Source organism: Ignisphaera cupida (assembly GCF_030186535.1).
Lineage (GTDB): Archaea > Thermoproteota > Thermoprotei_A > Sulfolobales > Ignisphaeraceae > Ignisphaera > Ignisphaera cupida.
In genome coordinates this window covers 286,564-312,529 of the sequence record NZ_JASNVW010000001.1, presented here as the reverse complement: position 1 = coordinate 312,529, position 25,966 = coordinate 286,564, and the positions used below count along the sequence as shown (strand labels likewise).

Genomic DNA, 25,966 nt, shown 5'->3' with positions numbered 1-25,966 from the left:
TGTTCTCACCCCACTGCTATTTTCACTACCTCACCTCTTTCTATACTCTTTACTATAGCCAGTGCCAGCCTAAGACTCTCCACAGCATCCCTGGGCTCCAATGGTGGTTTAACATCATGTTGAATCCAATCAAGAAATGCCTTCATTTCCAGGTAATATGCATTATCATCTACAGGGGCAAAGCTCCAAAATGAATCATCTATATATGTAGTAACTGTTGCAGTAGTATTGTTATCTACTGTTAAAAGCCCTTTTGTGCCTGTAATCTCAAGATATGTGTAGAATCTGAAGTTTTCAGGCATAGCCCAGCTCGATTCCACATATGCTATTGCACCATCTCTAAATTTTATAATAGCCATTGCATAATCAATTGCATCAACAGAATACCTTGTTCTAATACCGCCAACAGCATAAACCTCAACTGGTTCGCCAAGAACCCATCTCAAATAGTCTAAATCATGTATGCCCAAATCTATCACAACACCTCCACTAAACTCTTTATATCTATGCCATTGAGTCCAGCGAGGAAATGAAGATAGCCTATAGGCTCGAGCAACTCTAGGCTCACCAATAACACCATTTTCAACAGCTTTCTTGATCCTTACATACTCTGGCCAAAACCTGAGACAGTGTCCCACTAACAGCTTGACTCCATGACTTTCTGCTTCCTTAACAATCGCTTCACCATCTTCTATACTCAATGCTATAGGCTTTTCAAGAAATATGTGTTTACCGCTTTTAGCAGCTTCAACAGCTATGGGCTTATGAGTGTAATTAGGAGTGGCAATTAAAACTACATCCACATCGCTTCTTCCAATAACCTCTCTCCAGTTATCTGTATATAAAGGAATTCCATGCTCCTTAGCAAAATTTTTCGCAACCTCAAGTCTACGAGAATATACTGCCACTACCTCAACTCTATCACTTAACCTTTTCAATGATTTTATATGAGCCTCTCTTACAATCATGCCTGCTCCTACAAGAGCCATTCTTAATTTATCTGCCATACAACACACATCAACTTTTTTCAATATTAATACTTTTAAAGTTTTTGTGTATATGCCATATTATTCAATGCTATATTTTCAGCATTACATTAACTAAAAGAAAATATGTTCTTGACTTACTTAGTTCATTTAAAGCGTTTTGTGTAGAGGTGTTATCAAAACAGGAAATAAACTTGGAATTAAGTTGGATAAAATTATCGTTTAATGTGTTCAATTTTTTCTTCTGCTTTTACAATCTTTGGATATATGTAAACTGCTCTAACTATCATGGCATAGAATCTTAGTCTCCATGCATACTCTTTCAAATCTCTTCTATTGCTTTCAAATCCCTCCATTTCTATGAGATCTGCTATTCTGAAAAGCTCTTCAATATCAGCCATTGTGTAGTCTTCTGGATTCTTATCTAGTAGTTGCTTGAGTTTTTCATAAACTTCTTTTGTGTAGTACTTGGATCTTGTTGCTGGAAGCAGTGCTTTAACAACACTTTTTACAAGAATAACCTCAGTTGATGTAAACATGCCTTTACTGCTTAGTAGAGATATAAGAAGGTCTGAAAATTGCGAAAAGGCGTTTTCCAATCTATCCATTCTCGACCTCAGATTAGAAATGCTATTTTCTAGATCACTAATCTTCTTATCTATCTGATTAAATCTTTCATCAATTTGCTTAAATTTTGTATCTATTAACTCAAACTTTTTATCTATTCGATTAAATCTTTCATCCATTAGCTTAAATCTTGAATCTATCTCTGAAAACTTTTTGCCAAGCCAATAAGCTAAGCTAGCAATAGATACAGCTATAGATACAATAGTACTTACAATGCTTATAACAACTCCCATATCTATCATCATTTCACCGCAGATGCTGAAGCAAATTCCAAACAAAATATAACAAATTTTAAATGTAAAATAAGTTCATATTAGTCTTTGCATTAAAAGCAGTAAAGAATTATGTACACTTATCTCTATAATTATGTCTTTGGCGATGATGTAACTCTATGTAATCATAAAAACTTATTCATAAATTTACTCCAAGATTTAGAATTGAATCCTTGGTTAAAGCTGCATCTGGTAAAGCTATGTAATGTTGTTGAAAATCAAAATAATTCATTGAATTGTTTTAATCCATACAAGCATTTTTGTAGCTCCTCTATTGTTCCAGGCATAGTATGGTATAGCAGTAAATGTTAGTTTCTTAACTGGTTTTTCCAGTGTTTCATCAAAATCTCTATAGAGCTTTTCGCTATCACTAGGTAACTCATATCCATGACCCTTGATAACAACAATTCCGTTAAGCATATCCTTTCTATACTCCTCTTCAAGCTTTGCCTCATCTGGTTTTACAGCCAGGTTTCTTACATCAAATTCTTTATTGTCTACTTGCTCGATACAGTAAATCAAGGGACCTCTAGCTATAGCCACTTTGCCATAGTTGCTTTCAATCCAGTGATGTGACTTGATGAACCTTGGTTTTAAAGGTATTTTAACTTCAATAGCTTTTCCCCAGCTCCACTTTCTCCTAATCTCGGCATATTCACCTGGTTTAGGCTCAATCACATTTTCTTCAACTCTAATTTTTGTGCCTAGACCCCAGCTAGGTATTCTAATCATTATGGAGAATTCATCTGATTTCTCTGGATAAACCCTAATCTCCACGTGTCCTTCCCACGGATAGTTAGTTTTTATCTCAATTTTTATCCTATTTCCATGTAGATTCACCTCAGCTATACTACCAATGAATAGATTTATCCATATCTTCGACTCGTTTTTTGAAATAGCATATGCTATGCTAGGCATGAATGCTAGCAGCCTGGCTATGTTGGGTGGACAACAGGCACATTCATACCATGGCCTTCTCTCATGTTTTGCATGTGGATCTGCCAATGAATTAACATAGAAATATTTTGTTCCATCAATTGATATTCCAGCCAAAGCTGCGTTATACAATATTGTTTCTAAAACATTCATATACTCAGCATCTCCTGTTGCTAAAAACATTCTCCAAGCCCACATAACACCTGCAACAGCTGCACATGTTTCACTATACGCTCTCTCATTAGGAAGCTCATAATCCTCACCAAAAGCCTCACCCTCATATCTAGAACCAAGCCCACCAGTGATATACATTTTCAAAAGCATTTTTCTCCAAAGCCTTTTCAAAGCATTCAACAATTCCTCATCGCCAGTTTCAAGATACAAATCAGCACCGCCAGCGAAGAGGTAAAGAGCTCTTACAGCATGGCTTCCAGCAAAATCATTCATTATACGAATGGGCTCGTGATCAACTAGATAAACAGAGTCTATGCGAATAAATGGATTTTTATTAGTTTGAGTGACCAGCCCCCTACCCCTTACATCTATGAAAAACCTTGCCAACTCCAAATATTTCCTATCACCACTTTCTCTAAACAACTCAACTAAAGCCATCTCCACTTCTGGATGACCATCAGCTGTTTTAAGCTTGTTTTCCTCAAATCCAAAAACGGTTGAAAGCAAATCAGCAAACTTTAAAGCAACTTTAAATAAAGTCTCGTTGCCTAGAGCTCTTCTAGCTGCTACAGCAGCTTGGAACAAGTGACCAGCGCAATATAATTCATGTGACCAGGCCAGATTAGCCCATCTCTCAAGTTTATTCAGCTGAATATATGTGTTCAAATAACCATCTCTTTCCTGAGCTCTTGAAATAACATCCACAACATTCTCAACAGCTTTATACAAGTCGTCACTCCATTTGTGGATTAATGCATACGATGATGCCTCAACCCATTTATACACATCTGAATCGTTAAACCAAAGCCCTGTATACTCTCCGCTTTTCAAACCAGCTGCAATTCTAAAATTATCAATTCTTCCCGTTTTTTCAAGAAAATCGTATTGCATAGGCAAAGTCTTTTCAACTAAACCAATCAGTCTAGGCCTCCAAAAAGCATCATTAACAACAATTCTGTTTAGAGGTATTGGCACAAGCTTTGCATAAGGCGATTTGCGAGCATCAACTACATAAACATCATTCATACTTATAAACACCATAATGCTTTAGATCTTGGAAAGTAGTTTCTGCAATACTGTTCTTTCTGCAATGACCTCAGCTAATTCAGCAAGCTCCAGCGCCATTCCAAGAGTGTCTGAAACTGTTACCACGCCATGCCTCTCCAAATGAATTATTTCGCACCCCTCCCTCACCTTTTCCACAACAGCATTAGCAAGGTCATGGGTTCTTGGTATTAGCTCCTTCACAAAACATATTCGCGGCTTGAGAATATACTTTAGCTCAGTATCTAGAAAAAGATCATCTAAATCACTTGATTTTAGCAAAGGTGAGTAGACCCCATGAATATGCACCACAGCATTGCACTTGGAGCATACATTATATATTGCTAAATGCATTGGAAGTTCTGTAGTGGGTTTGCCACCACTTACCACATTACCATTTAAATCCACCTCAACCAGATCCTCAGGATTTAGCTCATACTTCAACCTTATAGTTGGCACAAATGATGATGGTGTCATCAGTATTGTATTGCCTAGTCTAACACTTATATTCCCAGTTAATGGGGTTATCAAACCCTTTAAATACATCATTTTCAAAGCATCACATATTTGCTTACCAACTTTAGTTTTATCAACACTGCTTTGCATATGCATCTTCACCTAGGAAACCATATTTAGATCTTCAGTGCCCAACCAGCCAACCCACCTGTTTTTTCTAGTATAGATAAAAACGTTGAATATGCATCCTCGTGTCTTTTATCATATCGAGACTCATATCGCTTAATCTCAAATGAATTTCTAACATATTTTCTTATCTCCTCAAGAGACTTAACATATCCAAGTCCAACTAGCTGCATCAACATGTTTCCTATAGATGTTGCCTCTTCTGGTCCAGCCTCAACAATTCTGTTAGTGAAATCCGCTACAAGTTGATTGTGAACCCAGTTTCTTGAGCCTCCACCAACAATGTTTATCTTCTTAATCCTTCTACCCATCAAATCTTCTATTCGTTCTATCACAAACCTGTATTTCAGCGCTAAACTCTCAAGTACTAACCTCACTAACTCACCAACTGTTTTAGGCTTTCTCTGACCTGTTTCCTCAAGAAACTTCATTATCTCATCAATCATGTCTATGGGTGCTAGAAATCTTGGATCATCAGGATCGATAAAACCTATAAATCCCTGGGATTTTTCAGCCATTTGCGTAAGAGTGGTGTAGTCGTAGTCTTGTCCACGTTTCTGCAAAGCTCTTCTAATTTCTTGCATAAACCACATACCCTGTACATTCTTCAGAAATCTTATGGTATTGAATGCTCCACCCTCATTAGTGAAATTATATTCCATAGCCTTTCTATTGACTAGAGGCTCCCTAAGCTCTACACCAACCAAGCTCCAAGTACCACAACTTATATATGCAGAGTCTTCGTCTATTGGCGAAGCCACCACAGCCGAGGCTGTGTCGTGAGTTGCTGGTGCAACTACTTTAATGTTTTTCGGTATTCCAAGTTCTTCTGCTAAATGCAAATCTATTTCTCCAAGCAATGTTCCAGGCTCTATAATCTCTGGAAATATATTTGTTGGAAACTTTATTTCTTCTAGAAGATCATAAGCCCATTTCTTGGTCCATGGGTCTAGAAATTGTGTTGTAGAGGCATCGGTATATTCAGATACTACTTTACCTGATAGCCAATAATTGAATAGATCTGGGATCATGAGAAATGTTTTAGCGGATTTAAGCAACGAAGAACCATCTTTGACAAGCGCATATAGTTGATAAAGTGGGTTTATAGGCATAAACTGTATGCCTGTTCTCATATATATTCTCTCCGGGGGAATAACAGCCAACAATTCCCTAAAGGCATTGGCACGTCTCGGATCTCTATAGCAATATGGAAGCCCCGCTAACTCTCCCTGATTATCTAGAAGAGCAAAGTCAACACCCCAGGTATCAACACCTATTGAAGCAATAGAATCTCCATATTTTCTATAGGACTGTAGAATACCCTCCTTAACCTCGCTCCATATTCTCAAAACATCCCAGTACAAATGATTCCTTACTCTAATAGGTCCATTAGGAAACCTATATACCTCTTCCATTTCAAGCCTCCTATTATCAAGATCTATCCTACCTATTATAGCGCGACCACTACTTGCCCCCAAGTCAAATGCTAAAACAATTAAAGAGCTTTTCACCAGATTCTCACCTATTTCATAATAATTCTTAACATAATTTAAATCTATTAAATCCAAGTAACTACTTCAAAGTTTTAGAATTAGTGGAAAATCACCAATTATAATACGTATTCATTGATTATGCCAGTATGCAACCATTGATTGTATCACAAACCTGTACTAAATAATCTAATTGCAATACCTTTGACACTTAATTAATACTATTTACATTAACACCTTCTTTCATAGCATCTAGATCTATTGTAAGAAAACTCATGACTTGAGTTAGAGTCAAATTTAAATATGGTAGAGGATATGTGGAAAAATTTGGTGTATAGAAATGACAATAAAATCTCATGTTTATGTAGATACGGATTCAATCATAACTTCACTCGATAAAAGAATATATGGACAGTTTATTGAGCATCTTGGAAGATGTGTTTATGGTGGTATATGGGTTGGTGAGAATTCGGCTATACCCAATTTAAAGGGCTATAGACTTGATGTTTTAAATGCTGTTAAGGCTATTAAGCCTTCTATTGTTAGATGGCCTGGTGGTAATTTTGCTTCTCAGTATCATTGGATTGATGGTGTTGGGCCTAGGGATAAAAGACCAAGGAAATTTGATTTAGCCTGGGGTCAGGTGGAGTCCAATGAGTTTGGAACTGATGAGTATATTGAGTGGGTTAGACTTATTGGTGCTGAGCCATTCATAGTTGTTAATGCTGGTAATGGATCTCCCGAAGAGGCTGCTGCATGGGTTGAGTACTGCAATTCGACAAAGGATACTTACTATGCAAATCTGAGGAGAAGGTATGGTCATTCAGAGCCTTTCAGTGTTAAGCTTTGGGGTATAGGCAATGAGTTGTGGGGTAGGTGGCAAGTTGGGTTTTGTAGAGATGCTGAGGAGTGTGGTTGGAGAACAGTTGAGTTTGCTGATCATATGAAGAGAGTTGATCCTGAGATAAAGCTAGTTGCTGTTGGTGTTGACTATGATACTGAATGGAATGTTGACATGATTAGAATAGCTGGTGAATACATAGACTATTTATCGATACATACATACATTTTCACTGATAGACAGGGGAAAACCTATGAAGATCTTGTTGCGTGGCCTATTCAAATAGAGAAGAATCTTAGACACGTATACTACACAATTGAGCAAACAAGAAGAAAATATGGAATAAAGAAAGAAATAAAGATAGCGTTTGACGAGTGGAATGTTTGGTATCCAGAGGCCCAACCACCATATCTAGAGCAGATAACAAGTGTTAAAGATGCTGTATTCACTGGCTTGGTTCTAAATGCCTTGCAAAGACTATCAAGAATAGTGCCGATAGCAACATTTGCACAAACAGTCAACGTTTTACCGCTTATACTAACAAAAGAAGACAAGATGCTGCTAACACCACAATATCTAGTGTTTAAGCTATATACAGAGGTTGAGGAAGGTAATGTTGTAGCCACAGATGTTATTTCACCACACTACATATCCAAAGAACTTGAAGAGGTTGTGCCATACATAGACGCCTCAGCTATATATGCACAAAACAAGGTGTATCTCTTCATAGTTAATAGACATCCAGAAGAAAATGCAGAAGTGTATATTCATATAAAGAACCTTAAGCCATCAACAATTCAACACAAATACGTAGCTGGTTCTTCAATCAATGATAAAAACGTTTTTGAAGAGCCTAACAAAGTTGGAATCGAGGAAAAGGCGTATGCATTCAGAGAACCAGTAACACTACCGCCACACTCTGTAAATCTCCTCATAATTAGCTAAAGTCCTTAACCAAGCCTCAAATCCATTTACACACATTTTTAAACCTCATCAAAGCAACATTATACATGTCGAAGCTAGTAAAGTGTTTATAGCTTGTTTTGCGTGGTAACCTATACTTTGGTTGAGCATATTTGTCTTCACTAAGTGAATATGTTAGAAAATGGGCTAAAATTATTAGAAGACATCCTAGAACACTGCTTGAGTGGTTTGATGATGCTGGTGCCATAAAATTTGGTGATAGCTACATAATTATTAAGGTAGATGGTTTTGCTACTTCAAGAGCTTTATACCCATGGTGTTCTTTTAGAGACTTTGGCTTTAGAAGTGTATCTGCTGCTGTAAGCGATGTTGTTGCCAAGGGCTGTAGACCATACATATATGCTGTTTCTATTGGTGTTAAACCTGATCATGTGAGTTTCGTCGATGATGTTATGAAGGGTGTTGAAGAAGCTGTTAATTTGTATGGTGGCTATATCGAGAATGTTGATACTAATGTTGGTTTAGATGATTGGATAGATGTTTTCATTATTGGCGAATGTGTTTATAGACCCATACCCAGGGCATCAAAACCTCTAGACAAGATTTTAATACCAAGAAAAATAGGTCTTTCCACTATTGCATACATTGAGTATTCGAAAGGTAGATACCCAGCTTTTGAAGAAGTTAGAAACTTTGCTTGTAGACCAGTGGTAAACACCAATATTGTAAGTGTTCTGGAAAGGTGTAGACAGGGCATAACTGGATCAATAGATGTTAGCGACACATTGGCAGAAGCATTGCAGCAACTACATGATGTTAGTGGAAATGGGGTTTACATATATGAAAACCCATTGAAAATTCTTCATCCATTAGCAGTAGAGTATTCAAGAAGTAGTAACATAGATTCAATTGTCATGGCTTTGGCATCAAATGAAGAGTATACCCCGCTACTGGTTGTGAATCTGAGTTATGAAGATGTAATAGTTCAGGAACTTAGAGAGGTTGGGTTGGAGCCAATAGCAATAGGCTTTGTAACTATTTTGGAAGATGTTTTGTGGGGTGGTAGGCCCGTGCCTAAAATTACATGGGATTATGTAACAGGTTCTGTAACAGCAAGGCTATAGGTATTACTAAACAACTGTGCATGAATTTTTAAGGAGAGAGTGTTGTATTGTTTATAAGCTAAAAACTTATTAATTTTGCATCTTTCTTTGTTTTGATTTAGTTATTGTTTAGGGTGCTTTGAATTGGTTAATGGCAAAAGTTTAGAGGAGAGAATAACTAGAGCAATAATTAGAAATACTATGGCTGACTATCTAAATCTGTGCAATGTTGATGTTGTTATTGTTGGTGCTGGCCCAGCTGGAATGACTGCAGCTAAATACATTGCCGAGAAGGGGTTTAGGGTTGTTGTATTTGAGCGTAGACTTAGCTTTGGTGGTGGAATTGGTGGTGGTGGTATGCTTTTCCATAAAATTGTTGTTGATGAGTCAGCAAAGCACATACTAGATGATTTTAAGATTAGGTATCAAGTGGATGAGGAGGAGAATCTCTATGTTCTAGACTCTTCTGAGCTCATGGCAAAACTTGCAGTAGGTGCAATAGATGCTGGTGCAAAAATTGTTCATGGTATTCACATTGAGGATGTGATATATAGGGAAAACCCGTTGCGTATAGAGGGTGTTGTTATTCAGTGGAGTGCTGTGATAATGTCTGGTCTTCATGTAGATCCCCTGTTTATAAGGTCTAAGGCTGTAGTAGACGCTACTGGTCATGATGCTGAAGTTCTTCAAATTGTTGCAAGAAAAATACCTGAGGCAGGAATTCAGCTAATTGGTGAGAAATCTGCTTATTCAGAATTATCTGAAAGAGTTGTTGTAGAGAAAACTGGAAGGGTTTTACCAGGTCTTTACGTAGCTGGAATGTCTGTAGCAACAATCCATGGACTACCCAGAATGGGTCCAATATTTAGCTCTATGCTTTTATCAGGTAAGAAAGTTGCTGAAATAATTGTTAATGATTTGAGTGGTTAGCTTGAGGAAAATCCCTGTTGCAATGACCATAGCTGGTAGTGATTCTGGTGGAGGAGCTGGTATAGAGGCTGACCTAAAAACATTTAGTGCATTGGGTGTTCACGGAACTGTTGCAATAACTAGTATAACAGCACAAAACACCTACTCTGTTATTGATGTTTATGACCTTCCAGGAAGAATTGTTTATAACCAGATAAAGGCTGTTTATGAGGACATGGGCATAGATGCTGCTAAAACAGGTATGCTAAGCAATTCTGAAATCATTTCAGCTGTTGCACAAGCCATTAGAGATTTCAGTATCAAGAATTTAGTTGTAGACCCTGTTATGATAGCAAAATCTGGTGCTAGACTTCTTAGAGAAGATGCTGTTGAAGCTCTAAAGAGTAAGCTTCTTCCACTAGCACTTGTAGCAACGCCAAATGCTAGCGAAGCTGAGGTTTTAGCAGGTTTTAGTGTGAAGACGTTAGATGATGCCAAAAAAGCTGCTAAAACAATACATGAAAAGTATGGCACTGCAGCAGTAATTGTTAAGGGAGGTCATTTAAAAGAGTTGAAAGCAGTTGATGTTGTTTATTACAATGGCGAATATTATTTAATTGAGTCTGAAAGAATTTTAGATGGGTGTTTCCATGGAACAGGATGCTCATTTTCAGCAGCAATCACAGCTTTTCTAGCCAAGAGCTTCCCACTACTCAATGCTATACAAGAAGCTAAGAAGTTTATAGACATGGCTATAAGATTCGGTTTAAAAATTGGTAAGGGGCATTGCCCTGTTAATCCAATTGCATATATCGAAATACCGGCTGCTAAATTCCATGCCATTGAAAATGTTAGAAAAGCTGTTGAAATTCTTTTAGAAAATCAAAGCCTTGTACTTCCCTATGTTCCTGAAGTTGGTATAAATGTTGTGGAAGCAATAGAGGCTAGGTATGTTACAGGTGTAAATGATGTTGCTGGTGTTGAGGGAAGAATTGTGAAAGCCGGTAATCGCCTAGCCAAAGTTGGGGAAGTGAAAATGGGTGGTTCAAGCCACTTAGCCAGACTTGTAATCGCTTTAATGAGAAGTGGTCACGAAATATATGCTGCTGTTAACATAAGATTTGATAAAGCTGTTGTTGAAAAAGCTATTGAGAAAGGATTCAAAGTTGCTTTTGTGGATAGAAGAAGAGAACCTGCAGAAATTAAGGAAGCTCCCATGGGTAGTATGGAGTGGATTGCATCTCAAATAACGAAAGAGATTCCTGATTTAATATATGATGTTGGTGATGTTGGAAAAGAGCCTATGATAAGAGTATTGGGCAAAAATGCTATAGATGCTGTTAAAAAGCTGCTTCAAATATTAGCCTAGCTTTACAACAGCTAATGTGATTGGTTGCTAAAGCTAAGAATTGAAAATTCTATAGGTTTTTAAAGCATTAAATACAGTATGTAGAGAGATAAACTTTTTAAACCTCTGCTAACACAATTAAAGAAGCTAGGCGATCCACATGGAATTCAATCTACTCCAATGGTGAAGGGAGATGCAAAGCCAATACTAAAGATATCGGATTTAATAAACCTAGAGGAAGATATTAAAGCGATAAACAAGCTCATAAAAAATTCATATGAAGACGTTCTCTTAATGTATAAACACGATAAGCATGTACATCTCAACTCATCTTTAAGTTGCTTACCAATACTAGCTGTTCTCATATCGAAGTATATCAGAAGAAGTGAAAATGATATAGATAGAGATTGGCTAATACTAAGCAAAGGTCATGCAGCACCAGCCCTATATGCAATACTAGCTGAGGTTGGTGTTATACCCAAGTCAGAGCTTCCAAAAATAAATAGAATTGATTCTATGCTTCAAAACCACACAGATATCTCCACACCTAGTATAGACTTTTCATCTGGAAGTCTTGGCCAGGGTATAAGCTTTGCCATAGGTGTAGCAACCTGGATTAAGAGAATGGGTGGCAAGGGAAGAGTATTTGTTATTATGGGTGATGGAGAACAGGATGAGGGGCAGGTTTGGGAAGCAATAACACATGCAGCTAGTTTGAGGCTCAACAATCTTGTTGTAATAGTTGACTGGAATAATACCCAGCTAGATGGTGTCACCAATGAAATTAAGCCAAAGCATTACATTCCACTAATTTGGAAAATCATTGGCTGGAAAGTTCTGTGGGCCAGTGGAAGAGATATAGTTAGCATGATAATGGCTTTTGACGAAATATTGGAATCAGATAAACCAACTGTGATCTTTGTTCAAACAAGTGATGTTAGAAAGTTGTTAGAGGCGATAGCATCTCATGGCGCTCACTAGTGTTCAAAGTTTTAGAGATGTTTTGGGAGAGCTTCTGGTTGAGATAGGGAATGAGGATCAGAATGTTGTTGTGATAACAGCTGACGTTGGAAAGTCTACAAGAGCTGCTAAATTTGGGGAGGTGTTCAAAGACAGATACTACAATGTTGGGATTTCGGAGCAGCACATGATAACATTTGCTGCTGGCCTAGCTGCTATTGGGGCAAAATCTGTTGTGGTGGCCTATGCAGCATTTATTATGAGGGCTTGGGAGCAGATAAGAAATAGTGTAGCTCGAATGAATCTAAATGTGAAGATAATTGCTACACACTCTGGCTATAGCAACTATGCTGATGGTTCAAGTCATCAAATGTTAGAGGATATAGCACTGATGAGGGTTATTCCGAATATGAATGTAGTTGTCCCAGCTGATGTACATGATCTTAGAAGATGTCTCAAGAAACTTGTTATTGAAACTAGGGGGCCTGTTTACATAAGAATTGGCAGAGATTACTCACCTCCAATCACATTTGGTATTGAATATGATTGTGAACTTGGGAAAGCATATCTGCTTAGAGATGGTCATGACATAGCTATTATGGGTTCTGGTGTAGTTCTCTATGAAGCTCTTCAAGCAGCTGAAGAACTTAAGAAAATGGGTATTAGCGTAGCTGTAGTGAATGTTTTATCGGTTAAGCCAATTGATAGAGAGACAATATTGAATGTTGCTAAAAAGACAGGAAGGGTTGTGACTGTTGAGGAGCACATGGTTTTCGGTGGTGTCGGAAGTGCTATAGCAGAGGTTTTGGCACAAGAATATCCTGTTCCAATGAGGATTCTTGGAAGCACAACATTTGGTAAATCTGCTAAGTCTCATCAAGAGTTGCTGGAGTACTTCAACTTGGATAAAAAGGCTATTGTTAAAGCAGTTCTCGAGGTTATTAGCCATGGAAATAGATAGGCTTAGAGAAGAAATAGACAAAATCGATGATGCCATAGCTGAGTTGTTGGGTAGAAGACTGGAGATTGCGAAGAGGATAGCAGCTATAAAAAATGATAAGAACATTCCCATAACTGATGTTAATCGCGAATCAGAGGTTTTGCTAAAGTGGAGAATAAGGTTAGCTAAGTATGGTGTTTCATCAGATTTAGCTTCTCTACTAGCTCAAGACATTATGAGAATATCGAGAGCCGTGCAAATAAAAAGTGTTTCTAATAATGCTTCAAAGAATAGAAGTATTTGTATAGTTGGTTATGGGGCTATGGCCAAGACACTAGCACAAGCATTTTCAAATAGTGGATGCAGTGTAACAATAACTGGTAGAAACATTGAGAAGGCTACTTCTCTGGGAAAGGAGCTTGGTGTTGATGCTAAGCCCATTCCACAGGCTATGGAAAATTGCGACTTTGTTTTATTGGCCTTGTCAATTAATGCTTTTAGCAATGGGTATGTAAATTCCATAGCTAATTACATGAGGGGTAAAATAGTGATGGATATTCTATCCACAAAACTTTACATATTTAAGCATATGGTTGAACAGTCAAAAAACATTGGCTTCAAATATGTTTCAACACATCCACTATTCGGACCATATACATCACCTGTAGGCGAAAAAGTTGTTTTAATACCATCAGAAACAGGTCTTGACATACTAAGTGATGTTATTGAGTTGTGGACTTCTATTGGTGTAGAACCTGTTATTGCCTCCATAGAGGAGCATGAAAAAGCTATGGCAATAGTACAAGTACTAACACATTTTGTTTTGTTAGCCTATGGCCAGGCTGTTGTGAAATTGTCTAAAGAACTTAGTGTAGATGCTTCTAAGTTTGCAACACCTACCTATAGAGATGTTTACAGTGTTTTGATGAGGCTTGGGAAAATACGTTCCACAGTTGATGAAATTCAGAAAATGAATCCATTTGCTAAAATGGTTAGAGACTCTTTTTTGATTATTGCCAATGAGATTGAAAAGTCCTTGGGTTGAAGTAAGATGTTATTCATTTTGAAAAACAACTCAAATGGGTTAAAACTTATAGAGAAATTGAAGGAAAAATCAGCTTCATATAAAGTTGTTGATCTCTACAAAAGAAAGATAGTTGTTGCATGGCCAGATAAGCTTGTAGAGAATGTTATTGATGATGATGTTGAGTTGAAAGTTAGAGTTAGTAAACCGTGGCAGCTAGCATCAAACGAATGGAAAAAAGATAAAACTATTGTGAATGTAGATGGTATAGAAATTGGGGGTAGAAATATAGTTGTTGCTGCAGGTCCATGTGCAATAGAGGATGAGGATATTGCTATAGAAATTGCAAAAGCTGTGAAGAAAGCTGGTGCAAAAATGTTTAGAGGTGGTGCGTACAAGCCTCGCACAAGCCCATACACGTTTCAGGGTCTTGGAGAAAATGGGTTGAAAATACTTAGAAAAGTATATGAAGTTGTTGGACTACCCATTGTTACAGAGGTTATGGATACAAGAGATGTTGAAAAAGTTGCTAGCTTTGCTCACATGCTTCAAATAGGAGCTAGAAACTCTCAGAACTTTCCACTGCTAAGAGAAGTTGGCAAAGCCAAAAAGCCTGTTTTGCTGAAGAGAGGCATGTCAATGACTACTGAAGAATGGCTTTTAGCAGCAGAGTACATTCTCTTGGAGAGCAATGGAGATGTTGTTCTATGTGAACGGGGTATAAGAACATTTGAGAAAAACACTAGATTCACACTTGATTTAGCTGGTTTAGCCTATGTGAAAACAGTTACTCATCTACCTCTAGCCGTTGATCCAAGTCACCCAGCTGGTAGAAGAGATCTCGTTGAGCCCTTGGCATTAGCAGCTATTGCTGCTGGTGCTGATATGCTAATAGTTGAGGTTCATATTGCTCCTGAAAAAGCTTTGAGTGATAGCGAACAGCAGTTAACTATATCCATGTTTGAAGAGCTTATGAAGAAGCTGAAAATGGTTGCAGAAGCTTTGGGTAGATCCATATGAAGATTCTGAGCAAAATTCTTTGCTGCCAAGAAACAAAGGTGTTTATAGGCAAAAACGCTTTAGAGAATGCTGCTAGCGAAATTCCTGAAAAAGCTAAGGTGTTTCTCATTAGACAGGATGTTTTAGATCCTACTCCAATACGCAGTGCGTTTAAAAACATTGTTGCGGAATTTGTTTTGAAAGGTGGTGAGGAGTCAAAGGATATTGAAATTGTTTTGAAAATTGCTGAGAAAATGCATAGTGTTGGTATTCAAAGAAGTGATTATGTAGTGGCTTTTGGTGGTGGAACACTACTTGATGTTGCAGGATTTGTTTCATCAATTTACCTTAGAGGTGTGAATCTAGTCAACATACCTACAACACTTTTAAGCATGGTCGATGCAGCTATTGGTGGAAAAAATGCTGTGAATTTCCGTGGAATAAAGAATGTTCTTGGAACCTTTTACCAGCCAAGCATAATTATTGCTGATACGCTATTTCTCAATACATTACCTCAAGCAGAGTTTGTTAATGGTCTTGCAGAGGTCATCAAATATGCCTTTACACTAGATTATGAGCTATACAACTTTCTTAAAAGAAACTTTGAAAATGTTTTGAGTAGAGATGAAGAAGCTTTAGAATACTTAATAGAGAGATCTATTCTAAACAAGTTATCTGTTGTTGAAAAAGATGTGTTTGATGTTAAGGATGTTAGAATTGTTCTTAACTTTGGGCATACAGTAGGACATATGATAGAGTCTCTATCGAACTTCTCTGTTAGCCATGGAAAAGCTGTTGCTGTTGGCATGGTGTATGAGCTTATGATTTCTACTGAAATGGGTATAACCAAAGACTATGTGCTTAAGGAAGCTATTGAAATGATAAAAGTTTATGGACTGCCTACAAGCATTAGAGAACTCAATGTTGATATTCCAAAGAATTTAGAAACTCTGAAAGCTGTTATTTCAAAAGATAAGAAAGCTGGTTGGAGAGGTCTTACACTACCTGTTGTAGTAGATATTGGTGTTTGGAAACCACTTACAGTTAATATCGATAGCTATGTTGAGGCTCTTGCTAATGCACTTAATAGATGCTAAAACAAAAATTTTTGGTGTACTTGGACACAACATTAGCTATACCCTATCACCAGCAATACACAACTACATATTCATGGAAATTGGATACAACGCTGTTTATCTAGTTTTTGATGTTCCTGAAAACAAGTTTGATTATGTAGCCAAGGCGTTGATTGATATATGCGAGGGATTCAATGTGACAATACCATACAAAGAAAAAATTATTCCATATCTAACCCATTTAGACAAATCAGCTGAAATTATAGGAGCTGTAAACACTGTTTATAGAGGAAGAGGCTATAACACAGATTACATAGCAACAAAAAAACTGTTTGAGAAGTATCGCCATAGTCTTGAAAAGGGTATTTGCTATATATTTGGGGCTGGAGGTGCGGCTAGAGCAGCGGCTGCAGCACTAGGGGAACAAGGATGCAGTATTCGTATAGTGAATAGATCAGTTGACAGAGCATTGAAGATGGCCAAAGATCTTAGAAAAATTGTGAATAGCATTGAAGTAGCTAATACATCAACATGTGAAGAAGCTGAGGTGATTGTTAATGCAACACCAGACCCGAGCTTTATTCCAGATAAATGCCTTCATAACAATCTCAAACTTGTTATAGAGTTTGTTTATAGACCTGTTGAAACTTTGCTAGTTAAAAAGGCTATTGAGAAAGGGATTCCTGTTATAAACGGTCTTGAAATTCTTGTTGCCCAAGCTCTTGAAGCTCAGAGAATATGGCTTGGCATAGAGTTTCCCTTTGAAAAGGTTGTGGGTTATCTCCATGCCAGGAAACTCATTTGGTAAAATATTTAGGGTAACAACGTTTGGAGAAAGTCATGGGCCTCTAGTAGGTGTTGTTATAGATGGTGTTCCAGCTGGTTTACCGATATCTGAGGATGATATAAACTATGAGCTATTCTTTAGAAGACCTGGCGGATTTTTTGTATCTCCTAGAAGAGAGCTAGACAAAGCTAGAATTGTGAGTGGTGTTTTCAATGGCAAATCAACTGGAGCACCAATAACAATTATTGTAGAGAATGTTGATGTTGATTCTAGATATTATGAAAGCATTAAATATACCCCCAGACCTGGACATGCCGATCTTCCATACATATTTAGATATGGGTTTGATAATTGGGATTATCGTGGTGGGGGTAGGGCAAGTGGTAGAGAAACAGTTGCAAGAGTTATTGCAGGCGCTATTGCCAAAAAGCTTCTTATGTTGCTAAACACTCAGATTGCTGGATGTATTGAGTCTTTGGGCTGGATAAGAATTGATCGTGAAATAACATTTTTAGATGCATTGAAGTCCAGATGTAGAAAAACCAGGGCGTGTAGAGAAGACTATGACTCCATATTTCAAAATGTTTTAGAAACCATTATAAACGAAGGTGATAGTATAGGTGCAATAGTTAGAGTTGTGGTTGATGGTGTTCCCAAGGGCCTTGGAGAACCTGTGTTTGATAAGCTCAAGGCAGATTTGGCTAAGGCGATAATGTCTATACCTGGTGTCATAGGTTTTGAGCTTGGAATAGGCTTTGAGGCTACTAGAAAGAGGGGTAGCGAAGTTTCTGATGAGCTCGTGGTTATTAATAATGAGATTAGATGGAAACATAATTTCTATGGTGGTATCCTGGGAGGTATATCTACTGGTGAGCAAATTGTTTTCAAATGTGCTTTCAAACCAACAAGTTCAATTAGAAAACCAATTAAAACAATTGATCTTAGAACATTGGAAGAGGCTATGATAACTGTTGAGGGTAGGCATGATCCATGTATAGGGATTAGAGGTGTTGCTGTTGTAGAGGCCATGACAGCAATAACCTTGGTTGATCATGCTATGAGATCTGGGCTAATTCCTTCTACAAAGCTTAGTCAAAAGGATGTTGAAATTATTGAAAATGGTTGGAAGAGGTACAGGAGTTTATGTCAGCATGGGGAGGAATCTCCGTAGTTAACGCCATACCATCTGGACTGGGATCGGCAATAGCAATAGACATGAAGACGAAGATTTTCATTAGACGTTGCAGTAATTTTGAGAAGAAGCCTAGTTCTAGACTTGTTGAAAAGATTTTGGAGTATTTTTCAAGTCGATATGGCTTATCCAACTTATGCGCAGATGTGGTTTCTGATATCCCCATGGGAAGTGGGCTGAAAAGTAGTAGCTCAGTGGCTGTAGCATTGATAAAAGCTGTGAAGAATCTTAACATTGTTGAGGAACTCGATGTGCCTAGATTGGCAGCAGAATTGTCTAGATTAGCAGGAGTATCCATAACTGGTGCTCTTGATGATGCTGCAGCTGCTTATTATGGTGGAGTTGTCTTCACAGATAACACAAACATGAAGGTTATAAGAGTTCTAGATCCAAAACTTGAAATGTCTGTAGTTATCTTAATACCCCGAGGTGTTTCCAGACCCCCCATGAATGTTGATAAGCTTAGAAAATATTCACACTTGTTTGAGGAGGTGTTTAGCATTGCTATCCAAGGAGATATTTTCAGAGCCATGACTTTGAATGGACTGTTAATAGCTAGGCTCATGGGCTATTCAGAGGATGTGCCGAGAAAAGCGTTGAGCATGGGTGCTTCGGCTGCTGGGGTTTCAGGTAATGGACCTGCAACATTTGCTGTTTGTAGAGCTGGTGATGAAGGTCCTATCATAGAGTTCTTTTCCAGGTATGGAGAGGTTCGTGTCCATAGATTTGTTAGAGTTGGTGAAACTCCTTGAAAGCTATTATAGAAAAGTCTAGGGTTTATGGAAGAATATCTGCTCCACAATCTAAAAGCTATGCCATCAGACTCATCTTTTCATCTCTTTTTACTGAGGTGTTATTGAGCAATCTTCTGCTGTCTGAGGATGTTGTAGATGCTATAAATGCTGTATCAATTTTTGGTGTTAAGATTAGTGAGGGCAGATTTGAAAAACCTGAGAAAATAGCTTTGCATAGCGATAAAGTCTATGTGAAGGCATCTGCAACTGTTTTGAGAATGCTAATACCTATTATAGCTGTTGTTGGGGGTAGAATTTTTATAGATGGTGGGGAATCACTTAGGAGAAGACCTGTTAAAGCTGTTGTAGAGGCTTTAAAGGATAAAGGTATTAGATTTTCAAGTGACTCTTTACCTATGGTGATTGATGGAAAGTTGAATGACAACTACATAGAGATTTCCGGAGCTGAAAGTAGTCAATATGTAAGTGGTTTTATGATTGCATTTGCAATTGTTGGTGGAGGCACTATAAAAATTAAACCACCAATTGCTTCACAAAGCTATATTGAGATGACTGCAGATGTTTTGAAAACTCTTGGGGTAGATGTTAAGTTCTGTGGAAACAGAGTTGATATTGATGTCAATGAAAGACCTAGAGCATATAGTGGTAGTATTCCAGGTGATTTCCTCTTATCATCTTTCTATGTAGCTTCAGCACTTCTTACAGATGGCTTTATAGAGGTTTATAATCTACGTGGATTTGGGAATAGAGATAAACCACATAAAATCGTTGATATATATAGATATATGGGTGCTTATAGCGTTTACAGCAATGGTGTTTGGATTGCAAAAGCCTCTGATATCTATAGAGGTGTATCTGTTAACGTGTTTGACGATCCTGACATGGCCATGTCCATTGCGCCTCTAGCATCTGTAGCTAAAAGCACAACAATTTTAAGTAATGTAGCTAACCTTAGATTGAAGGAAAGTGATAGAATTGAAGCAATAATTTCTACGCTAAAAAGCTTTGGCATAGAGGCTTACGTTCATAACAATTCTTTGTATATAGTTGGTGGCGAACCTTTTAGTGCTGTATCTAGGTGCCCTAACGACCATAGAGTAGCTATGATGTTTGCATCCATAGCTGTGAAATCTGGTGGGATATTGGATAATGCTGAGTGTGTTAATAAAAGTAATCCTCTTTTCTGGAGCGATATGAAGTTTTTGGGTGCTAAAATAAGTTTGGTGATAGAGGTGTGAAGATGGTTAAACAACCATTGGTAGTTGCATCTATTCCAATAAGAAATGTGAAGGATCTTGAGATTGCTCTAAGCATAAAGGATGCCGATTATGTTGAGCTTAGACTAGACTATTACAGCAGCCCAGAAAGAATAGACTATACAATGTTTGCAAATGGAAGGTTTATAGCAACACTCAGAGAAAAAAGTGAAGGTGGTGTCAATAGCTTTGATCCAAATGTGAAGAAGAGTTTGATAATGCTTTGGAGAAAACTTGGAATACTCTACGATGTAGAAGCTTCATTTATTGAAAAATACAATGTTGAATACAACAATGCTATTGTCTCTATACATATTTTGAGTGAGCCTAAAAACATTATTGAAGTAGAGAACAAGGTTATAAAGTATTTAGACAAGGCATTCGCAGTCAAAATTGCTGTTGTTCCATTCAAAGGATACAAATCATTTTTAGCAAAGCTTCTAGAACTTGGAGAAAATGTAGCTGTTATGCCAATGAATGTTGAGCCTAGAGAGAGAATAGCATTTGCTTTACTAGGATCAAAACTTGTTTATGGCTATGTAACAGAGCCAACAGCCAATGGACAAATGCACTACAAAAAGATTAGGGAAGTATTAAATCTTTTTGAGAATACTAATTGAATATATTAATATTCGAGATACTTGAGACATTTTCTTGTTTATCACATTTACTAGAGAAAAACTTATAAATAAATGCTTTGATAACGTTATTGTTGTTTGGGGATTGATATGAGCCAATGGTAAATATTCAAGAGGTAAATAAGTATCTCTATAAATATAGAGAAGAAATTCTGCCAAAGTACTGGTATAACATCATTCCGGATCTACCAAAACCACTTCCTCCACCAATGGATCCAAAAGACACCAATTCTAGAATAGAATTGCTACAAAGAATACTTCCAAAGGAAGTTATTAAGCAACAATTCACCATTGACAGATTTGTGAAAATACCTGATGAAATTCTGGAAAAGTATGTTGTTGTTGGTAGGCCAACACCGCTTTTCAGAGCTATTGGCCTTGAGAAATTCTTGGATACTCCAGCTAGAATATACTTCAAGTATGAAGGGGCTTTGCCTACAGGTTCACATAAAGTTAATACTGCCATTGCACAGGTGTATTACGCCTATAGCGAAAATGTTGAGGGTGTTACAACAGAAACCGGAGCTGGGCAATGGGGTTCTGCTGTAGCCCTGGCATCTAGCTTATACAGATTAAAATCTATTGTGTTCATGGTTAAAACAAGCTATGATCATAAACCAGCTAGAAGAAGTTTGATAGAGTTTTACGGAGCTGAGGTTGTGCCAAGCCCATCTAAAATAACAAGATTTGGTAGAAGCCTTTTGGAGAATAATCCAGATCATCCAGGATCTCTTGGCATAGCCATTAGCGAAGCCATTGAATATGCTCTTGAACATGGCTATAGATATGTTATGGGTAGTGTAATTGATGTTGTGCTGCTTCACCAAACTATCATAGGTTTAGAGGCTATGAGGCAAATGGAGTTGATTGGTGAAGAACCCGATATTATTGTGGCATGTGTTGGTGGTGGAAGCAATTTTGCTGGACTGGCCTATCCATTCATAGGCCTTAGAAACAAAGGCAAAAGATTTATAGCTGTGGGTTCAGCTGAGGTACCAAAGTTTAGCAAAGGTGAGTATAGATATGATTATCCTGATACAGCAGGGCTTTTACCACTTCTGAAGATGATTACTTTAGGAAAAGACTTTGTGCCTCCACCAATATACTCTGGGGGATTAAGATACCATGGTCTAGCCCCATCGCTAAGTTTATTGATTAGGGAAAGAGTTGTTGAAGCTATTGAGTACAGGGAGGTGGAGGTATATAAAGCTGCTAGAATATTTGCTGAAACACAGGGAATAGTACCTGCTCCAGAAAGTGCACATGCTGTAAAAGCTGTAATTGATATTGCTTTAGAGGCTAGGAAAAGAAACGAGAAAATAACAATACTATTCAATTTGAGTGGTCATGGACTTCTCGACATAGACAACTACAAATCTATGATGATTAGATATGGAAGATTCTAACAAAGCTGAAGACTGGTGGAGACCCTATGAAGAAGCTCTTAGTAGTTTATATTACTTTGGGCTATCCCTCAATAGAGAAATTCACTCAGTTCATATCCCAGGTTGGAGATTGTGGAGCAAGCTATATTGAAGTGGGTATACCACCAAGTTTTGCAAAATATGATGGACCTGCTATAAGAAGAAGCTATGAATATGTGAAAAGCCTTGGTATAAATGCTGAGAATGTTCTTAAAATAGTTGCAAAGAATTCTAGTGCACCTGTAATAGCTTTGACATATCTAGATGACTATGTGAATAACCTAGATGAGTTTGCTGAAAAAATGCTAAGCACAGGTATAGAGTGTGTATTGTTACCTGATTTGCTCATTGACTATGTGGATATGTATAGGGATATTGTAAATACCCTGCATAAATACGGAATTAAAACAACCATGTTTGTATCTTCATCAACACCAGACAAGCTCATAGCAGAAGCTTCAAAGCATTCAAAACCATTTCTATACTTTGGTCTTAGACCAGCTACAGGAATACCTCTTCCAGTAGACCCAGTGATACTTGTAACTAGAGCAAGAAAGCTTGTACAAAACAAGCTTGTTGTGGGATTTGGACTATCAATAAAAGATATTGAAAAGGTTGTGAAAGCTGGTGCTGATGGAATAGCAGTTGGAACTGCAATTATAGAAGCCATTGAAAAAAGTGATGTTGAAAAAGCATTGGAGCTTGTTAAAGAGTTGAGAGGTGTTCTAGATGATTTATAATCAGCTCCTTAGGAGGGTTGTTGATTTTAGTAGTTTAACAGAGGAAGAGGCTAGGGAAGTAGCCCTAGCTATTATGAGTGGGGAAGTGCCAGATGCAATTATTTCAGCTTTTCTCATTGCTCTTAGAATGAAGAGAGAAGGTGTTGATGAGATAGTGGGATTTGCTAAAGCTATGAGGGAAAAAGCTGTGAAAATATCTGCCGAACATGCAATTGATGTTGTTGGAACTGGTGGAGATGGTGTAGGAACAGTAAATGTTAGTACAGCAACAGCTATTCTTTCATCGATGCTACATCCAGTGGCTAAACATGGGAATAGAGCAGTTAGTGGTAGAAGTGGTTCGGCAGATGTTTTAGAGGCTCTAGGCTATAAAATAGAGGTTGAGCCATCGAAAGCATCTGAAATTCTAAGTAAAACAGGTTTTGTTTTCCTCTTTGCCCCTCTCTATCACCCAGCAATGAAGAAAGTAGCATCGATAAGAAGATTGCTAGGGGTTAGAACAATATTCAATATCTTAGGTCCTTTAACAAATCCAGGTGGTGTTAAGAGACAGGTAATAGGGGTGTTTTCAAAAACATTTGCAAAACTTGTTGCTGAAGCAGTAACTAGGCTTGGCTATGAAAGAGTGCTGGTTGTTCATGGTGAGCCTGGTATAGATGAGGTTTCACCTTCTGGAATTACCCATGTGTATGAGGTTAATGGACATAGAGTTGATTACTATACGATTACTCCTGAGGATTTAGGTGTAGAGAGAATGCCGATACAAAAGCTGATTGTAAACAATGCTGTGGAGTCAGCACTAAGAATTTTAAGAGCGTCAATGGGTTTAGATAGGGAAGTAGGTATATTCATAAAAATGAATACTGCATTTGCTTTGTATGTAGCCAATGTGGTTAAGGACTATAGGGATGGTTTTGAATATGTAGATCAGCTTTTACCGAAACTCGTAGATAGAATTGAGCAATTAGTTAAGACAAATGGTGATGAAAACAAGTTTAGAAGTCTCTTGGCGAAGGTGCTATGAGGATTAAGTTAAAGATATGTGGAGTTGTAAATATTGAAGATGCTATCGAAATAGATAGAATAGGTGTTGATTTCATAGGTATGGTCACAGACCCCGCCAGCCCTAGGTATGTACCAGAGACTGTTGTTGATGAAGTTAGAAAAATTGTACATACACCAATTGTTAGTGTTAAGGTGCATGGAACACCAAGTGATTTTGCCAAGAGCAAAGCTAGTTATGTGCAAATTCATAGGGTCTTGTCAGATGAGGAGCTGGAGGAGCTAGCATCTTTTGATACAAGAAGATTTATACTTTATGTACCTGCATCTCTAGACTATCTCCACTACCTTAAGAAGGTTCAGAGATACTTCAAAATGGTTTTGTTTGATGCGCCAATCAAAGGTGTGAGGAGCGATCCAAAGGTTTTGCGCTTACTTCTTGATCATCATAGAGAGGCTGGGGTTGCTGGTGGAATAACTTTGGAGAATGTTCATCTGTATTTGGAGTTAGAGCCTATGTGGATAGATGTGTCGAGTGGTGTTGAGATTAGACCTGGTAAAAAGGATTTGGATAAGGTTAGAAGATTGAAGGAGGTTGTTCATCAATGGAGATCTTCCCACTAAAGAGCATGCTAAGCGTTGAGGAAGTTGTTAAGTGTTTTAACAACGAGGAAAAAGTGTTTGCAGTATATGAAAATCTGTCAAGGAACAGTAGCATGTATAGCATAGTAGCATGGGGTGTGAGAAGTGTTGTTAGTGGAAGTGATGAGGATGTTTTGAATAGTCTTAGGTCGAGTCTTGAAAAGACTATTGATAGAAGGCATCTCTATCCCTTTGACATAGGCTTAATTGGTTATGTAAGCTATGATGCTGTTAGGCTGTGGGAGAAAGTACCTGATTTGAAGCCTCATGCAGAGGAATGGCCTTTTGTAGAAATGTTTGAGCCGATTAATATTGCTGTTTATGATTACAGCAAAGGCGTGGTTTATGTGGATGGAGATTCTAGTGAATTGAAAAAATGCAGAAAAAGTTATGCACTTGAAATGCCTAGGGTAAGCATCTATGACTCAATGTTAGATGGGGAGAAGTTTGTTAGAGCTGTTGAAGAAGTTCTTAAGCATATTAGAGATGGCTATGCATTTCAAGTTGTCATTTCCAGGTTTTTGAGATATGCCTATGCTGGTGATCTAGCAGATTTCTACATAATCCTTAGAAGAGTTAATCCATCGCCACACACATATTTCATGAAATTTGGTGATAAAGTATTAATTGGTGCTAGTCCAGAGTTGCTATATGCTTGTAGAAATAGGTTTGTGGAAACCTATCCAATAGCTGGAACAAGGCCTAGAGGTGCAACTCCTGAGGAGGATAGGGCTCTTGAGGAGGAGCTGATTAAATCTGAAAAGGATAGAGCTGAGCATTTAATGCTTGTTGACTTGGCTAGAAATGACCTGGGGAAGGTATGTGAATTTGGTTCTGTGAAAGTTGAGAAGTTTATGTATGTAGAGAAGTATAGTCATGTGCAACACATTGTATCAAAAGTTGTTGGGGTTTTGAAGAGGAAGTATACATCAGTAGACTTGCTAAAGGCTATGTTACCAGCAGGAACTGTTAGTGGTGCTCCAAAACCTTTTGCAATGAGGTTGATAGAGGAAGTTGAAGACTATAAGAGGGGGCCATATGCTGGTGCAGTTGGCTTTTTCACAACATCTGGAGACTCTGTGGCTGCAATAGCAATAAGAACAGCATTTGTATATAAAGACTTGATTAGAATACAAGCTGGAGCTGGAATAGTCTATGACTCTAATCCATGGCTAGAGCTAGAGGAGACCGATCATAAATTAGCTGCTTTGAAGAAAGCTCTTGGCGTGATTTGA

General features: G+C 37.8%; 24 protein-coding genes. 19 read left to right on the top strand and 5 right to left on the bottom strand.

Going from position 1 to position 25,966, the window contains the following annotated elements; translation table 11 throughout:
• Positions 1–5 precede the first annotated feature (5 nt).
• The 5 genes from QPL79_RS01845 to QPL79_RS01825 all read right to left on the bottom strand — a co-directional run bounded on the left by QPL79_RS01845 (position 6) and on the right by QPL79_RS01825 (position 6,192).
• On the bottom strand, positions 6–1,007 hold the full coding sequence (locus tag QPL79_RS01845) for a Gfo/Idh/MocA family protein (RefSeq protein WP_285273080.1): 1,002 nt from the start codon (positions 1,005–1,007) through the stop codon (positions 6–8).
• 194 nt (positions 1,008–1,201) lie between these two features.
• Entirely contained in the window at positions 1,202–1,855 is a 654-nt protein-coding gene (locus QPL79_RS01840; protein ID WP_285273079.1) for a hypothetical protein, read from the bottom strand.
• 258 nt (positions 1,856–2,113) lie between these two features.
• Positions 2,114–4,021 carry a glycoside hydrolase family 127 protein gene (locus QPL79_RS01835; protein WP_285273078.1) on the bottom strand — a complete coding sequence of 636 codons (1,908 nt, stop codon included), beginning with the start codon at positions 4,019–4,021 and terminating at the stop codon, positions 2,114–2,116.
• 21 nt (positions 4,022–4,042) lie between these two features.
• The gene (locus tag QPL79_RS01830) at positions 4,043–4,645 is read right to left on the bottom strand and encodes a class II aldolase/adducin family protein (protein WP_285273077.1); all 603 of its coding nucleotides are present in this window, start codon (positions 4,643–4,645) and stop codon (positions 4,043–4,045) included.
• Between the two features lie 26 nt (positions 4,646–4,671).
• Positions 4,672–6,192: a rhamnulokinase gene (locus QPL79_RS01825; protein ID WP_285273076.1), complete on the bottom strand. Its 1,521-nt coding sequence runs from the start codon at positions 6,190–6,192 to the stop codon at positions 4,672–4,674.
• Between the two features lie 319 nt (positions 6,193–6,511).
• Between QPL79_RS01825 and QPL79_RS01820 the strand changes: the two genes are divergently transcribed.
• The 19 genes from QPL79_RS01820 (at position 6,512) to QPL79_RS01730 (ending at position 25,966) form a co-directional block, all read left to right on the top strand.
• Positions 6,512–7,957, top strand: coding sequence for an alpha-N-arabinofuranosidase (locus tag QPL79_RS01820; RefSeq protein ID WP_285273075.1), 1,446 nt, complete (start codon positions 6,512–6,514; stop codon positions 7,955–7,957).
• A gap of 131 nt (positions 7,958–8,088) precedes the next feature.
• Complete coding sequence (locus QPL79_RS01815) at positions 8,089–9,060, top strand: AIR synthase related protein (RefSeq protein WP_285273074.1); 972 nt, start codon at positions 8,089–8,091, stop codon at positions 9,058–9,060.
• A 123-nt stretch (positions 9,061–9,183) separates the two neighbouring features.
• Positions 9,184–9,969 (top strand): sulfide-dependent adenosine diphosphate thiazole synthase, encoded by a 786-nt coding sequence (locus QPL79_RS01810; RefSeq protein ID WP_285273073.1) that lies wholly within the window; start codon positions 9,184–9,186, stop codon positions 9,967–9,969.
• Positions 9,962–11,317: a bifunctional hydroxymethylpyrimidine kinase/phosphomethylpyrimidine kinase gene (locus QPL79_RS01805; protein ID WP_350309057.1), complete on the top strand. Its 1,356-nt coding sequence runs from the start codon at positions 9,962–9,964 to the stop codon at positions 11,315–11,317. Before QPL79_RS01810 ends, QPL79_RS01805 begins: the two co-directional genes overlap by 8 nt.
• A gap of 159 nt (positions 11,318–11,476) precedes the next feature.
• Positions 11,477–12,277: a thiamine pyrophosphate-binding protein gene (locus QPL79_RS01800; protein WP_285273071.1), complete on the top strand. Its 801-nt coding sequence runs from the start codon at positions 11,477–11,479 to the stop codon at positions 12,275–12,277.
• Positions 12,264–13,217 carry a transketolase family protein gene (locus QPL79_RS01795; RefSeq protein ID WP_285273070.1) on the top strand — a complete coding sequence of 318 codons (954 nt, stop codon included), beginning with the start codon at positions 12,264–12,266 and terminating at the stop codon, positions 13,215–13,217. The genes QPL79_RS01800 and QPL79_RS01795 overlap by 14 nt, the downstream gene beginning before the upstream one ends.
• Positions 13,204–14,241 (top strand): bifunctional chorismate mutase/prephenate dehydrogenase, encoded by a 1,038-nt coding sequence (locus QPL79_RS01790; protein WP_285273069.1) that lies wholly within the window; start codon positions 13,204–13,206, stop codon positions 14,239–14,241. Before QPL79_RS01795 ends, QPL79_RS01790 begins: the two co-directional genes overlap by 14 nt.
• Before the next feature lie 6 nt (positions 14,242–14,247).
• On the top strand, positions 14,248–15,240 hold the full coding sequence (gene aroF, locus QPL79_RS01785) for a 3-deoxy-7-phosphoheptulonate synthase (protein WP_350309056.1): 993 nt from the start codon (positions 14,248–14,250) through the stop codon (positions 15,238–15,240).
• The gene (aroB, locus tag QPL79_RS01780) at positions 15,237–16,316 is read left to right on the top strand and encodes a 3-dehydroquinate synthase (RefSeq protein WP_285273067.1); all 1,080 of its coding nucleotides are present in this window, start codon (positions 15,237–15,239) and stop codon (positions 16,314–16,316) included. The genes aroF and aroB overlap by 4 nt, the downstream gene beginning before the upstream one ends.
• Complete coding sequence (locus QPL79_RS01775; RefSeq protein WP_285273066.1) at positions 16,297–17,103, top strand: shikimate dehydrogenase family protein; 807 nt, start codon at positions 16,297–16,299, stop codon at positions 17,101–17,103. Before aroB ends, QPL79_RS01775 begins: the two co-directional genes overlap by 20 nt.
• Entirely contained in the window at positions 17,081–18,253 is a 1,173-nt protein-coding gene (gene aroC / locus QPL79_RS01770; RefSeq protein WP_285273065.1) for a chorismate synthase, read from the top strand. Before QPL79_RS01775 ends, aroC begins: the two co-directional genes overlap by 23 nt.
• Complete coding sequence (locus QPL79_RS01765) at positions 18,226–19,026, top strand: shikimate kinase (protein WP_285273064.1); 801 nt, start codon at positions 18,226–18,228, stop codon at positions 19,024–19,026. Before aroC ends, QPL79_RS01765 begins: the two co-directional genes overlap by 28 nt.
• Complete coding sequence (gene aroA, locus QPL79_RS01760; protein ID WP_285273063.1) at positions 19,023–20,267, top strand: 3-phosphoshikimate 1-carboxyvinyltransferase; 1,245 nt, start codon at positions 19,023–19,025, stop codon at positions 20,265–20,267. Before QPL79_RS01765 ends, aroA begins: the two co-directional genes overlap by 4 nt.
• A gap of 2 nt (positions 20,268–20,269) precedes the next feature.
• The gene (locus QPL79_RS01755; RefSeq protein WP_285273062.1) at positions 20,270–20,905 is read left to right on the top strand and encodes a type I 3-dehydroquinate dehydratase; all 636 of its coding nucleotides are present in this window, start codon (positions 20,270–20,272) and stop codon (positions 20,903–20,905) included.
• 116 nt (positions 20,906–21,021) lie between these two features.
• Positions 21,022–22,329, top strand: a complete 1,308-nt coding sequence (locus QPL79_RS01750; RefSeq protein ID WP_285273061.1) for a TrpB-like pyridoxal phosphate-dependent enzyme — start codon at positions 21,022–21,024, stop codon at positions 22,327–22,329.
• Positions 22,330–22,355: 26 nt separating this feature from the next.
• Positions 22,356–23,087 carry a tryptophan synthase subunit alpha gene (trpA, locus tag QPL79_RS01745; RefSeq protein WP_285273060.1) on the top strand — a complete coding sequence of 244 codons (732 nt, stop codon included), beginning with the start codon at positions 22,356–22,358 and terminating at the stop codon, positions 23,085–23,087.
• Positions 23,077–24,111, top strand: coding sequence for an anthranilate phosphoribosyltransferase (gene trpD, locus QPL79_RS01740; RefSeq protein ID WP_285273059.1), 1,035 nt, complete (start codon positions 23,077–23,079; stop codon positions 24,109–24,111). Before trpA ends, trpD begins: the two co-directional genes overlap by 11 nt.
• Positions 24,108–24,713, top strand: a complete 606-nt coding sequence (locus QPL79_RS01735) for a phosphoribosylanthranilate isomerase (protein WP_285273058.1) — start codon at positions 24,108–24,110, stop codon at positions 24,711–24,713. The genes trpD and QPL79_RS01735 overlap by 4 nt, the downstream gene beginning before the upstream one ends.
• Positions 24,695–25,966, top strand: coding sequence for an anthranilate synthase component I (locus tag QPL79_RS01730; protein ID WP_285273057.1), 1,272 nt, complete (start codon positions 24,695–24,697; stop codon positions 25,964–25,966). The genes QPL79_RS01735 and QPL79_RS01730 overlap by 19 nt, the downstream gene beginning before the upstream one ends.

Bases quoted from the DNA above. Each gene is read 5' to 3' on its own strand.
- trpD (WP_285273059.1), top strand. From the start codon at position 23,077: ATGATTTATAATCAGCTCCTTAGGAGGGTTGTTGATTTTAGTAGTTTA.
- QPL79_RS01830 (WP_285273077.1), bottom strand. From the start codon at position 4,645: ATGCAAAGCAGTGTTGATAAAACTAAAGTTGGTAAGCAAATATGTGAT.
- QPL79_RS01795 (WP_285273070.1), top strand. From the start codon at position 12,264: ATGGCGCTCACTAGTGTTCAAAGTTTTAGAGATGTTTTGGGAGAGCTT.
- QPL79_RS01800 (WP_285273071.1), top strand. From the start codon at position 11,477: ATGGTGAAGGGAGATGCAAAGCCAATACTAAAGATATCGGATTTAATA.
- QPL79_RS01835 (WP_285273078.1), bottom strand. From the start codon at position 4,021: ATGAATGATGTTTATGTAGTTGATGCTCGCAAATCGCCTTATGCAAAG.
- QPL79_RS01775 (WP_285273066.1), top strand. From the start codon at position 16,297: ATGCACTTAATAGATGCTAAAACAAAAATTTTTGGTGTACTTGGACAC.
- aroB (WP_285273067.1), top strand. From the start codon at position 15,237: ATGAAGATTCTGAGCAAAATTCTTTGCTGCCAAGAAACAAAGGTGTTT.
- aroC (WP_285273065.1), top strand. From the start codon at position 17,081: ATGCCAGGAAACTCATTTGGTAAAATATTTAGGGTAACAACGTTTGGA.
- QPL79_RS01765 (WP_285273064.1), top strand. From the start codon at position 18,226: ATGTCAGCATGGGGAGGAATCTCCGTAGTTAACGCCATACCATCTGGA.
- QPL79_RS01735 (WP_285273058.1), top strand. From the start codon at position 24,108: ATGAGGATTAAGTTAAAGATATGTGGAGTTGTAAATATTGAAGATGCT.
- aroF (WP_350309056.1), top strand. From the start codon at position 14,248: ATGTTATTCATTTTGAAAAACAACTCAAATGGGTTAAAACTTATAGAG.
- QPL79_RS01840 (WP_285273079.1), bottom strand. From the start codon at position 1,855: ATGATAGATATGGGAGTTGTTATAAGCATTGTAAGTACTATTGTATCT.
- QPL79_RS01845 (WP_285273080.1), bottom strand. From the start codon at position 1,007: ATGGCAGATAAATTAAGAATGGCTCTTGTAGGAGCAGGCATGATTGTA.
- QPL79_RS01755 (WP_285273062.1), top strand. From the start codon at position 20,270: ATGGTTAAACAACCATTGGTAGTTGCATCTATTCCAATAAGAAATGTG.
- trpA (WP_285273060.1), top strand. From the start codon at position 22,356: ATGAAGAAGCTCTTAGTAGTTTATATTACTTTGGGCTATCCCTCAATA.
- QPL79_RS01750 (WP_285273061.1), top strand. From the start codon at position 21,022: ATGGTAAATATTCAAGAGGTAAATAAGTATCTCTATAAATATAGAGAA.
- QPL79_RS01820 (WP_285273075.1), top strand. From the start codon at position 6,512: ATGACAATAAAATCTCATGTTTATGTAGATACGGATTCAATCATAACT.
- QPL79_RS01790 (WP_285273069.1), top strand. From the start codon at position 13,204: ATGGAAATAGATAGGCTTAGAGAAGAAATAGACAAAATCGATGATGCC.
- QPL79_RS01730 (WP_285273057.1), top strand. From the start codon at position 24,695: ATGGAGATCTTCCCACTAAAGAGCATGCTAAGCGTTGAGGAAGTTGTT.